Source organism: Nostoc sp. (assembly GCF_036917155.1).
Classification (GTDB): domain Bacteria; phylum Cyanobacteriota; class Cyanobacteriia; order Cyanobacteriales; family Nostocaceae; genus Nostoc.
On sequence record NZ_JBALDZ010000175.1, the window covers coordinates 1 to 11,944 of the forward strand.

Annotated in this window: 9 protein-coding genes; 4 read left to right on the plus strand and 5 right to left on the minus strand. The window is 41.7% G+C overall.

The genetic code is table 11. From position 1 onward, the window contains the following. Positions 1-144 precede the first annotated feature (144 nt). Positions 145-366 carry a hypothetical protein gene (locus V7K67_RS23105; RefSeq protein WP_334731973.1) on the plus strand — a complete coding sequence of 74 codons (222 nt, stop codon included), beginning with the start codon at positions 145-147 and terminating at the stop codon, positions 364-366. Positions 367-371: 5 nt separating this feature from the next. Here V7K67_RS23105 and V7K67_RS23110 read toward each other — a convergent pair whose 3' ends face one another. The 5 genes from V7K67_RS23110 to V7K67_RS23130 form a co-directional block, all read right to left on the minus strand. Then, the gene (locus V7K67_RS23110; RefSeq protein WP_442936080.1) at positions 372-593 is read right to left on the minus strand and encodes a ferredoxin-thioredoxin reductase variable chain; all 222 of its coding nucleotides are present in this window, start codon (positions 591-593) and stop codon (positions 372-374) included. Between the two features lie 358 nt (positions 594-951). Next, the gene (locus V7K67_RS23115) at positions 952-2,037 is read right to left on the minus strand and encodes a tRNA-dihydrouridine synthase family protein (protein ID WP_335168574.1); all 1,086 of its coding nucleotides are present in this window, start codon (positions 2,035-2,037) and stop codon (positions 952-954) included. 281 nt (positions 2,038-2,318) lie between these two features. Continuing rightward, positions 2,319-2,654 carry a XisI protein gene (locus V7K67_RS23120; protein ID WP_335168576.1) on the minus strand — a complete coding sequence of 112 codons (336 nt, stop codon included), beginning with the start codon at positions 2,652-2,654 and terminating at the stop codon, positions 2,319-2,321. Further along, positions 2,642-3,055 (minus strand): element excision factor XisH family protein, encoded by a 414-nt coding sequence (locus V7K67_RS23125; RefSeq protein WP_335168582.1) that lies wholly within the window; start codon positions 3,053-3,055, stop codon positions 2,642-2,644. The genes V7K67_RS23120 and V7K67_RS23125 overlap by 13 nt, the downstream gene beginning before the upstream one ends. A gap of 242 nt (positions 3,056-3,297) precedes the next feature. Further along, complete coding sequence (locus V7K67_RS23130) at positions 3,298-5,316, minus strand: protein phosphatase 2C domain-containing protein (RefSeq protein WP_335168578.1); 2,019 nt, start codon at positions 5,314-5,316, stop codon at positions 3,298-3,300. A 232-nt stretch (positions 5,317-5,548) separates the two neighbouring features. Between V7K67_RS23130 and V7K67_RS23135 the strand changes: the two genes are divergently transcribed. The 3 genes from V7K67_RS23135 (at position 5,549) to V7K67_RS23145 (ending at position 11,742) form a co-directional block, all read left to right on the plus strand. Then, positions 5,549-5,983, plus strand: a complete 435-nt coding sequence (locus V7K67_RS23135; protein WP_334731979.1) for an NfeD family protein — start codon at positions 5,549-5,551, stop codon at positions 5,981-5,983. Positions 5,984-6,115: 132 nt separating this feature from the next. After that, a complete protein-coding gene (locus tag V7K67_RS23140; RefSeq protein ID WP_334706651.1) occupies positions 6,116-7,123 on the plus strand; it encodes an SPFH domain-containing protein in 1,008 nt (335 codons plus the stop codon). Positions 7,124-7,284: 161 nt separating this feature from the next. Then, complete coding sequence (locus V7K67_RS23145; protein ID WP_335168580.1) at positions 7,285-11,742, plus strand: pentapeptide repeat-containing protein; 4,458 nt, start codon at positions 7,285-7,287, stop codon at positions 11,740-11,742. Positions 11,743-11,944 lie beyond the last annotated feature (202 nt).

Consider the following 11,944-nt stretch of genomic DNA (forward strand, 5'->3'; position numbering starts at 1 on the left):
TTATGAGTTATGAGTTATGAGTTATGAGTTATGAGTTATGAGTTATGAGTTATGAGTTATGAGTTATGAGTTATGAGTTATGAGTTATGAGTTATGAGTTATTAATTAGGAAGTGCGGTACTCCCTATCCCCACTCTTATTTTTATGTCTAAAAATTTACCTTATATTATGCCATCCCCTCAATCCCAAGTTGAGGAAGCTTTTGCCTCTTACCAAACAACTCACCAGTTCTACCACGAAGTTCGGTCGCGGTCAGAGTTTCAACGTCATTGTGATTGGTACTATACAACAGCAGAACAAAATCGCCAAGAACTTAAAAGAATGCGCGGCGAACTGAATATTTTCCAGTGGTTTCGCCGCCGATAAGTGATTTAGATGACTTCTAACTCATTTTCACGTAAATGGGCTTTGAATTTTTTACTAAACTGGACTACAACCGGCAGATTAGCGCTTACGGGTCTGCCTTGCCATTGGGTGGCAATACCGATTACATCGCCTTCTGTGCCTTTGATGTCAAAAGCCTGATTCCGATGTTCAGGATGATGATACACTACTACCGAATCTTTAACGCGGACGCGATCGCCAACTTCCATAACAACATTTACACCTAGCATTTTCTTTTCCACAAGTATCTGCTACAAAATATATGATTAAATCGCTTAGAATTTGATTTAATCAGCTATTTCTTGACGCTTCATCGGGGTGCAACGGCGCATTTAACCCTCTGCGTCCAGGCACGTTTTAGCAATCCGTGCGTACTTTTTTAGGTTTTTTGCCGCGTTAATAATTATCGCCTCTAGCTTTCGTCTTTACCCTAAAACAGAGAAATGAAAGAAAATCAGGCGATATCTATCAGATGTGCTTAGTACTTTGACAAGATATCCAACTCTTTTATCTTGACTCTAGGATGTTCCCCAGGTCAACTCTCTCACGAATTTTCGTGCATGGCAGTTACACGCTCAAGGAGGGTGCTAGGGCTAAAGTTTTTGTCAGATCGGTAAGGAGAATGCGATCGCAGAGGTTAAACAGTTCTACCTCGGTCTGAGTCTGTCGCATCAGCCGCAGAAAATGACCTTCAGCGTCAGCACTCAGGGCAATGTAGTTAAGGAACATTTTGAGATAGCCGACGCGGGCCCGCTCTGGCATAGTTGCCGCTGTGGGGGTTTGCCATAGCCGCTCAATATAGTTGCGTACCTCCACTAAAGGAACGGGTGCGATCGCCTCTCCTCGCAAAGCCTGCCGAATCTGATTAAAAAGCCAGGGATTCCCGATCGCCCAGCGTCCCACCATCACACCCGCCGCGCCTGTTTGGGAAAGCACTTCAAGAGCAGTTTTCGCAGAGTGGATATTGCCATTGGCCAGTACTGGGCAATGGACTCGTCTTACCGCTTCGCCAATCAAATCATATTTCACTGCTCCGTGGTACATATCTTTCACCGTGCGACCATGCAAACTCAGCAAATCGATGCTGTGGCGATTGATCGTATCTAGAATTTCATAAAAGTTATCTGTATTTTCAAAGCCGACGCGCATCTTAACGGTTAAAGGGCGATCGTTGACTGCTTGGCGCAGTTCTCCTAAAATCCGATCCACTTTTTCTGGTAAGAGCAGCAATCCACCCCCAACATTTTTGCGATAGATTCTCGGTGCTGGACAGCCCAGGTTCAAGTCAACTCCAGCGATATTATAGCCGCAGAGTTCCTTTGCTGTTCTTACTAAGTCTGGAATGCTTTCGCCAATCATTTGAGCAAAAACGGGGCGACCTGTGTCGTTTTCAGTGATTGATGCCAAAATATGACGATTGAGCCGTGAAGTATCATTGACGCGGAAATACTCAGTGAAAAAGTAGTCAGGGCTGCCATAGTGGGCAATGACCTTCATAAACCAGAGGTTTGTCACATCCTGCATGGGTGCAAGAGCAGTAAGGGGTAGGTATGGATGGAGCGATCGGGGAATATCATGTCCGGTTAAAGACTTATCATTAACGCAGCAGGGGTGCAGAGGAGCAGAGGAGAGGGGCTTGTGGGCTTGCTGCATAGATTTGGGAATTAAAACTAATTAGCCGGACTTGATATAAAAGCGTGTACAAGAAGTATATCCAGGGTAACAACTGGCTTTCACCAGCCTAACTATCGCTAACCAAAATTTACTTGCTTGCTTAAGAAATCTCGAAAGCTGGAATGATAAAAACTGTAGTGGATTTCTCCATCTATTTGTTGGAGTGTTAAAAACTCACGCAAATTTTCCAGAATTTCTTCAACATCATATTGAATTAGATATTTTTTAGAATAGACTATTTATATAGTATTGTTATTGTTTTAGTCCACAGCAAATCCTGATATTTGACGCATTTTTGGAGTATGAAACCCGATCACAATATCTTGTTTATCTATACCCATCTCCATTAGCTCTAAAGCAATATCTGCTTCCGTTGTATTTTGTTGAATCCAAATTTTATTATTCTTGATATCTAAGTGCATTATTGGCCCGTAAATCCGCTTTTGATTATTCCATCCGATGCTAATAATTTGATAATGATCGTGTTCTGTATCAAAAATTTGTTCGACTTCTACATCTCCGTAACTAGGCTTGTATTGGAGATACTTAGTTAAAAGTTGCCTAACTTTTGTTCGATATTCATTTAATTTGTCCATTGTTCTATTCCCTCGGTTTCCACATTGTAAATAATTAGCCTTAATTTGTTCTCATTGACTACAGTTTGAATAAAAGACAAGTTAAAGAAGTCGTTATAAATTACCAACGGTACAGCTAAATATAAGGTTCTATTTGGATCTTCAACACGCAATGGTATCCGATAATTAATAAATTGTCCTAGCGCCATGTGAAACTCAGAAATTTTTGAAGCACTCACAAAATTTTTGATTTCAACTGCTATTTTTTCTCCTGCTTTTTCGGCAGCTAGAAGTCGCTCTGCACCTAAATCAATCTGAATATCAACCCCGCCACACCGAATATTGAGCGGATCATCTGTAATTACCCAACCCTGTTTCTCTAAGGCAGACCTCACAATATTGTGGAATAAATCACGAGCCATAGTTTCACAGCAAGCCACACTAACCTTAATACTGCTCAACATCTAGAGTAGTGTCATTCGCCAATAAGATATTTAAACATAGATTTCTACTTGGTACTGACTATCGACTTCAGGACATAAATCCTTTAAATCTAGACTTTGCTTAACATTATCCCTATAGCTACAAAGTAATACAAGAGTACTTAACATTTGGATTTTTATGACTGACAATAAGTAAAAACCCGACGAGAGTGTTATTTCAGCTATTTTCTAGGGGAACAAAATTGCTCCACTCCTTGGGGAAGTTGCCGACACATCTGCTGGAATCCTTGAGGATTAATTTGCCACCAAGCAAATAATCCCAGACTTGTACCCCCTACAAGCAATGCCAATACTTCCCACAGTCTTAACAAACGTTTATCCCGTTTAGGTTTTGTAATGAAAGTTGGTCGAATTTCTGGGCTGAGAGGTGGTTCCTCTGAAAGATCCAAATCTAGATCCAAACCTAGATCCAAATCTAGCAGAGTTTCCGAACTTTCTGTAAAGGAAATTAATTCCTCTTCTTCTTCTTTTTCCTCTTCTTCCTCTAGTTCTGCTTGTTCTTCCTCTTCCTCTTGTATTTCTGCTTCTATAATTTCTTCTGGCAACGCCGGAGTCACAGGTACTAAATATTCTGGGGAAACACGGCAATAAGTCAGAACAACCGATGTATTATCACGCCCATTTTTTTCGTTTGCCAAGTTAATCCAGTTGTGGACAGCATCTTCAACTGTCATTTGCCCTGTTAACACAGGTATTGCATAATCCTGCCAAGATTGTTCTACCCAGTTATTATCACTTAAACCATCAGAACACAGTAGTAAGATGCCATCTTCTTCCACAATAAATCGCTGAACCTTGAGACGCAAAGATTCTGAATCTCTTGTCCCCAATGCTTGAGTTAAGGCACTAGCATCTGGTCTCATAAGTGCCCTTCGATACAAGCTTTTTGCAAAGCGGACTTCTCGCGTTGCCACATCATCATCGACAGTGAGTAGCTGGCAATAATTGCGAGTAATCCAATAGGCACGGCTATCGCCAACATTAGCCAAGTAAAGTTCATGGGTATTATTTGATTGCCATCCAGTACTTGTCTGGACTCGTTGGGGAATTTGCACCGCCATGACAATTGTTGTAGCCATGCGTTCTCTGCCTTGGCGTTTTTGTTCATCATTGCGGGCACAAATCACATTATTTATTACCCGCAAGCTTGCTTCTAATTGTTCCTGTAACAACTCTGGCGGTAAAAGTCCAGTTTGTTGTGTTACTTCCGCCAGTAAAGCGCGAATTTGCAACTTTACAGACTGCACTGTTAACTTACTGGCAACCTCACCGCCTTCATGTCCGCCAATGCCATCGCAAACAATCGACAAGTGGCGTAATAAAGGTTCATCTAAATCACTCAAGGCATTGGGATAGCAAGCGTCTTCATTTTGCGCCATGATTGGGCCAATATCTGTAGAGCCTGCCACCTTCAAGACTAATGGCAATTCTGCCGCAGCTGCTAATAGTAAATGATTGAGTTGAATATTAATCGCTTCTAACTCAATCTCAGTTTCACACATCTCCTGGACTATGTTCTGTAACCCTTTGGCTACTGATGCCTTGGCAGACACTACCCAAAACTGCCAACACTCACCTAGATTTTGTAAACTCAGCTTCTTATCTGCTGGTGTTTGGTAGAGTTCCAACAGTCGCACACACCAACCTTCGACCCTCAAGTTATCTATTACCAATAAACTGTGGCTAAGTCCCAGTTCAGATAAAGGTGTCCAAAGTTGGAGAATTTGCCACAGCCAATAAACTTGTCGTACTGCTGTTGCTTGCTCCCATACCTCAACGATAGTTGGATAGATATTTCCTGTCTTATCTATCGGTGCATTTTCCAATAAAAGGATATCAGTTGTATCTCCCTCAAGGTTACTCGCAAACCCATAAGCCTGGGGTAAATGCAACCGCTCTTGATATAACCGTAGATAAGGAATTACTTCTGTTGGCAATTCTTCAGGTATATCTGGCGGTAGTCCCGGTTGAGTATCCAACCAAATCTGCTGTTTAATTACTTCATACCTGTCTGCAACCTTTGTGCCTGGTGGAATTTGAGCAGACAATGAGCCAGTTGCCCAAAGATAGCGGTGAACTAAAGGAGTTTGGCAATTGGCACAAACACTATCCCCCATAGGATTAATAGGGCTATTACAGCGTGGATTTATACAAAAAATTATCAGTTGAGTAGAAATCATAAAGGTATAAATTTAAAAAACAATCAACTCATGAACTTCGATTAACTTTAGCTGGCAATGAATTGAAGGCTAGAATAAACTGGACTTGTGTACTGCTAGCTACACCTTGTTACTGAAATTAATCAAAATTATTGGTAGAAATACCAAGTTTTGTTTTCTGTAAATAACTTACGTCTGGCTGTATCTAATCGTAGAAATGCATTTACGTCAATGTAGAGACTAGGATAGCGCTATGCCAAGTTTTACCTTAATCTGGCTTCTGGCAGGAGCAGTTCTGTGTCTAATGGAACTGTTCTTACCATCGGCGTTTGTCGCCTTCATGATGGGAATTAGCGCTTTTGTGGTGGCGCTGCTGTCTGGAGTGGGTATGGGAAGTGTATGGTTGCAAGTTGTAGTTTGGCTGTTGCTTTCTACAGCCCTAATCGCGCTTTCTCGTCGGTTTTTGCAACCAAGACAACGCAAATCAAAAATTCGGGATGCAGTCATTGCTGAAACCTTAACAGAAATTTTGCCTGGGAAAACAGGGCGGGTACGGTATGAGGGAAATTCTTGGCAAGCAAGATGTGATGATGAGAAATTTACCGTACCACCCCATCAAAAAGTTTATGTAGTTAGGAGGGAAGGTACTACTTTAATTGTCGTACCAGAAAATCTGTTGAATTCTTAGTTAATGGGGATTGGGGATTGGGAAGAGGGCAAGGAGAAAGACTTGTTGCAAGTTCTTCCTTATCTCTCTCATCTCCCTCATCTCCCCACTCCCTACTCCCCACTCCCTTTATTAAAAACCAGGAGATTCATAATGGAACAGTTTTTTTTACTAGTATTTTTAGCCCTTGGTGGTGGTGCCGTGGCAGGAACGGTGAAAGTCGTCAATCAGGGCAATGAAGCTTTGGTGGAAAGATTGGGTAGTTATAACAAAAAACTTGAACCAGGACTAAACTTTGTCATTCCTTTCCTGGATAGAGTTGTCTACCAAGGAACTATCCGCGAAAAAGTCTTAGATATTCCTCCCCAACAGTGCATCACCCGTGACAACGTTGGCATTGAGGTGGATGCAGTGTTTTACTGGCGCATCGTGGATATGGAAAAAGCCTGGTATAAGGTAGAAAATCTTCAGTCGGCAATGATAAATATGGTGCTGACTCAAATTCGCGCCGAAATGGGGCAACTGGAGTTGGATCAAACTTTTACTGCTCGTTCCCACATCAGTGAACTTTTGTTACGAGATTTGGATGTTGCTACCGATCCCTGGGGTGTGAAAGTGACACGGGTAGAACTGCGAGATATTATTCCATCTCAGGCGGTGCGAGAATCGATGGAATTGCAGATGTCGGCAGAACGACGCAAACGGGCAGCAATTTTAACTTCTGAGGGCGAACGCGAATCTGCTGTCAATAGTGCTAAAGGTAAAGCGGAGGCGCAAATATTGGATGCGGAAGCTCGTCAAAAATCGACAATTCTGCAAGCAGAAGCTGAACAAAAGGCGCTCGTTCTGAAAGCTCAAGCAGAACGTCAGCAGCAGGTTTTGAAAGCCCAAGCGATCGCAGAATCAGCAGAAATTATAGCCCAAAAGCTCCAGACAAATCCCAATGCTAATAAAGCAGTAGAAGTTCTGTTTGCTTTAGGCTATCTAGATATGGGCGCAACAATTGGTAAAAGCGATAGCAGCAAGGTATTATTTATAGATCCGCGCACTATCCCTGCTGCTTTCGAGGGTATGCGCTCAGTTATCTCAAATGGTCAAGTTGACTCTAACGATTTATTTTCTAAACAAATACCAGGATTAGAAAATAATCGTCCTAGTTAGGAATGGGGAGTGGGGAGTGGGGAGTTAGGAGTTAAGAGTTAGGAGTTAGGAGTTAGGAGTTAGGAGTTAAGAGTGGTAGAGATATTAATTTCTTCCCCATGCCCCATGCCCAATGCCCCATGCCCCATGCCCCATGCCCAATACCCAATGCCCAATGACAAATGATAATTAACCCAGAACAGGTTATCAACGCTATTATTGCGATCGCTAATCCTTTTATTAAGGAAAAAATTCGGCGCAATGAGACTGTAATTAAATTACTTCAGCAGTTTAAGCTCGATCCAGAGCATCCACCAGCAGATTTTAGTGGAGTTTATGCATACTCACTGGTAGAATACGGTGTTGGGAAACCCAAGCCTGTTTTAGAACTTTTTCGCCAAGAAGCAATCAAACAGGCTTTCCGCAAGGCATTTGACCATAATAACCCCTCAATTTTACTTTCTGAGGTTGATGCTTGGCTTGATGCCTATTCTTTGGGTGATGACATTAGAAGTTTGGGAATTGACATTAGACGGGAAATTGCCGCGTTTTATATTGTGTTTGCAGAAGTTGCTAAACGCACACGCAACCCAGCAGATACACTTATGAGTCAACAAATTGGCTCTTTGCAAAAACGTATTGCAAATATCCAAGAACTACTTGACAGGTTGCCGACGCTGGAAGGTATTCGGACAGAAATAGCGCGGTTGGCACAAAATTCACCCGCACTGCTGGAGGCCGGAACATCTACCGAAAATCAATGTCGAGCCATAGCTTTAGCTCAACAAATGCGCGGCTGGTTTGAAACCTTGGGCTACCGCTTTGAAAAGTATGAAGTTTGGGGTGATTCATATTTTGAGTGGATTATTAATGTGCCAACCCGGCGTAACCGATATGACCGCATCTTAATCAGGGGAATTGAGGGGGAAGTTGGACTCAAGGATGTAGCTGTTTTGCGTTCTTCTGTGGAGCAACAGAGAACTGATGAAGGTTGGTTAGTAACAGCCAGAAGGATTGCACGAGCGGCACGAAATGAGGTAGAAAAGGAGGAAAATCGCCACTTAGGTTGTTATACTTTTGACGAACTTATTGACCAAGATGCTGATTTTACCGATTATCTTGATTGGTTAGAAGCGGAAATTATTCGGCGGCAAATAGATCTAAAATACGTTCCTTTAGCCTGCACAAAAGAGGAAATTGACCCCGATACTAAGCAACGCATCGGCATTAGTCATTATAGCGATCGCGATGGTTGGATTGATGGTTATATTGATATGTGGTTGGACGATCCTGCCAAAGAGCATATTTCTATACTAGGAGAATTTGGTACGGGGAAAACTTGGTTTGCCTTCCATTATGCTTGGGTAGCATTGCAACGTTACCGAGATGCCCAAAAGCGCGGTGTTGAGCGTCCCCGTTTGCCTTTGGTAATTACGCTGCGAGATTTTGCCAAAGCCATAAATGTAGAGAACGTTTTAGCTGGGTTCTTTTTTACACAACACAATATTCGTTTAACTAGCGCAGTATTTGACCAGTTAAACGGTATGGGTAAATTGTTGCTAATTTTCGATGGTTTTGACGAAATGGCAGCAAAAGTTGACCGTCAGCAGATGATTAATAACTTTTGGGAACTGGCGAAAGTGGTAGTTCCTGGTGCCAAGGTTATTTTAACTTGTCACACCGAACATTTTCCCGAAGCTAAGGAAGGACGCGCCCTACTCAATGCTGAGTTACAAGCATCTACCAAGCAACTGACAGGAGAAACACCGCAGTTTGAAGTGCTGGAACTGGAGAAATTTAACGACGAGCAAATTCGGCTGGTGTTGTCGTATCAAACGGAAGCTGCAACAGTTGAGCAAGTCATGGGAAATCCGCAGTTATTGGATTTAGCCCGTCGTCCGGTGATGAGTGAGTTAATTTTGGAAGCTTTACCAGATATTGAGGCGGGTAAACCTGTGGATATGTCGCGGGTTTACTTGTACGCAGTGCGGCGGAAAATGGAACGGGATATTAAGAGCGATCGCACCTTTACTTCTTTGGCAGAAAAGTTATACTTTTTGTGCGAACTTTCTTGGGAAATGCTGTCTAAAGACGAAATGAGCCTCAATTATCGGCTTTTCCCAGACAGAATTCGGCGATTATTTGGTTCGGTGGTGCAAGAAGAGAAGGATTTAGACCACTGGCATTATGACATGATGGGTCAAACAATGCTCATCCGCAACGCTGATGGTGATTATACTCCAGCGCATCGGTCTTTGTTAGAGTTTTTCGTAGCTTATAAATTTGCCGCAGAGTTGGGAGCGTTATCTAGCGATTTTACGGAGTTAGCTCAAGCACAATCAGGCTTGGATAGCAGTGTAGCGCCACTTAATTACACTTGGTCTGGTTATTTTTCGCGTCAATTGGATGATGCGATGTCTACAATAGGCTACGCCTACGCACCACTAAAAGCATTTACAAGTGAGTCTTTTGAGAAGTTAAGGGAGACTTTTGGCAAAGCATCACTCACAAAAGCAGTCATAGATTTGCTTTTACCGATGATTGATATAGATGCCCAAGCTGGCATTGTTAATCTGATTGAGACAACGCGGGGCAAAACTGAAGATGAAGCGGGTTATCTTGGCGGGAATGGGGCGACATTGTTGGTGAAGATTGATAAGGCGGCTTTGGAGGGGCAAGATTTAACCAATACAGTTATTAAAGGAGCAGATTTTTCCGAGGCGAGCTTACGCCATGCTCATTTTATAGGAGCCAACCTAACTAAATCAGTTTTCCCAAAGGTCTTCGGTGCCGTTTTTTCAGTTGCATACAGTCCTAATGGTGAGCTATTTGCAGCAGCTGATGGCAATTGTGAAATTAGTATATGGCTGGCTGGAAATGATCAACAAATTTTTAAATGTAAAGGACACAATAATTGGATACGCTCAGTAGTCTTTAGTCCTAATGCTCAAATTTTGGCAAGTGCTAGCTATGACCATACTGTAAGGTTGTGGGATACTACCACCGGAGCATGTATGAAAGTTCTGGAAGGACATAGCGATAGGGTAAATTCGGTAGCATTTAGTCCAGACGGTAAAATATTAGCAAGTGGAAGTCGAGATAAAACTATAAAATTATGGAATCTTAGCACTGGAGAATGTCTGAAAACTTTAGAAAATATAAGCAGTATATATTCAGTAGTTTTCAGCCCTAACGGTACAACTATTGCAATTGGAGGAAAAGATAAAACAGTAAAAATATTCCATATTTTTACTGGCAAATTTTTAAAACCTTTTGAAGGACACACCGATTCAATAAGGTCTATTTTCTTTGATTTAGATGGTACAACTCTAATAAGTGGTAGTAGAGATAAAACTATAAAATTGTGGGATATTGCCACTGGAGAATGCTTAAAAACCTTTGAAGGACATACGGATACAGTACGTTCAGTTGCTATCGATAATAAATATCAGATCTTGGTAAGTAGCAGTAGAGATAAAACGGTAAAGCTATGGAATTTGAAAACAGGGGAATGCTTAAAAAATTTACAAGGACACACTAGTCGGGTACGCTCAATAGCAATTAGTCCTGATGGCACAAATTTAATTAGTGGTAGTGAGGATCAAACTGTCAGAAAATGGGACATTAATACCGGAAAGTGTTTGAATATCTTGCAGGGTTCTACCAGTTGGGTACGTTCAGTTGCTATTAGCCCTAATAGTAAAGTTTTAGCTAGTTGCAGTGAGGACACAACCGTAAAATTGTGGAATTTCACTACAGGAAAATGCTTGAAAACTTTGCAGGGACATATAAGTAGAGTCAATTCAGTTGCGATTAGCCCTGATGGTAGTATTTTAGCCAGTAGTAGTTATGACCGAACAATTAAGTTATGGGATATCATTACTGGAAAATGTTTGAAAACTCTATCTGGTCATACTGGAGGAGTAAATTCAGTAACTTTTGCTCCCGATGCCGTAACCCTCATAAGCGGTAGTGGTGATGGCAAAATCAATATATGGGATGTTAGTACAGGAGATTGCATTAAAACTTTGCAAGGGCATACTGACTGGGTATGGTTTGTAGTAATCAGTCCTGATAATAAAATCCTAGCCAGTAGTAGTTATGATAAAACGGTGAGATTATGGGATGTCCATACTGGAGAATGCTTAAACATAATCCAAGGTCATACTTTAATGGTAAGTGCATTGGCAATCAGTCCCGATAATCGCATGATTGCTAGTGCAAGTGGTGATAAAACGGTAAAGCTTTGGAATATCCATAATGGCAAATGCTTAAAAACTTTGCATGGACATATAGATTGGGTAAATGCGGTAGCATTTAGTCCAGATGGTCAATTTTTAAGCAGTGCTGGCAATGATGCACAAATAATCATTTGGGATATCCATACTGGCGAATGTATTAGAACTTTGTCAGGACACAGTAGTTGGGTAAACACTGTTATTTTTAGCCCTGACGGTCAAACTATTGTCAGTGGCGGTAGAGATGAAACAATTAAGGTTTGGGATTTTCAGTCTGGTAAGTGTCTAACAACACTAGACAATAGACTTTATGCAAGTATGAATATTACAGGCGTTAAAGGTTTAACCTCAGCAGAAATCGCCACACTCAAAGCATTAGGCGCAGTGGAAGATGGGGAATAAATTTTAAGCGATGTCTACAACGGGCTACGCCTATACGCTTGTGTAGTAAATTTTCAAACCCCGTTAAAATATAGTTAATCTTAGATAGTTTCCAATGACAGCCCAAGATTCTTCTTGACGTTTACGCTCATAAGTCTGACCCCATACTCTACCAGTGCGAGTATCAAATGCAGCGAATAAATTAAGTGCCCCCTTACGTTCA

Coding starts and splice junctions, on each gene's coding strand:
- V7K67_RS23145 (WP_335168580.1), top strand. CDS start 7,285: ATGATAATTAACCCAGAACAGGTTATCAACGCTATTATTGCGATCGCT.
- V7K67_RS23130 (WP_335168578.1), bottom strand. CDS start 5,316: ATGATTTCTACTCAACTGATAATTTTTTGTATAAATCCACGCTGTAAT.
- V7K67_RS23120 (WP_335168576.1), bottom strand. CDS start 2,654: ATGGACAAATTAAATGAATATCGAACAAAAGTTAGGCAACTTTTAACT.
- V7K67_RS23115 (WP_335168574.1), bottom strand. CDS start 2,037: ATGCAGCAAGCCCACAAGCCCCTCTCCTCTGCTCCTCTGCACCCCTGC.
- V7K67_RS23105 (WP_334731973.1), top strand. CDS start 145: ATGTCTAAAAATTTACCTTATATTATGCCATCCCCTCAATCCCAAGTT.
- V7K67_RS23135 (WP_334731979.1), top strand. CDS start 5,549: ATGCCAAGTTTTACCTTAATCTGGCTTCTGGCAGGAGCAGTTCTGTGT.
- V7K67_RS23125 (WP_335168582.1), bottom strand. CDS start 3,055: ATGGCTCGTGATTTATTCCACAATATTGTGAGGTCTGCCTTAGAGAAA.
- V7K67_RS23140 (WP_334706651.1), top strand. CDS start 6,116: ATGGAACAGTTTTTTTTACTAGTATTTTTAGCCCTTGGTGGTGGTGCC.
- V7K67_RS23110 (WP_442936080.1), bottom strand. CDS start 593: ATGGAAGTTGGCGATCGCGTCCGCGTTAAAGATTCGGTAGTAGTGTAT.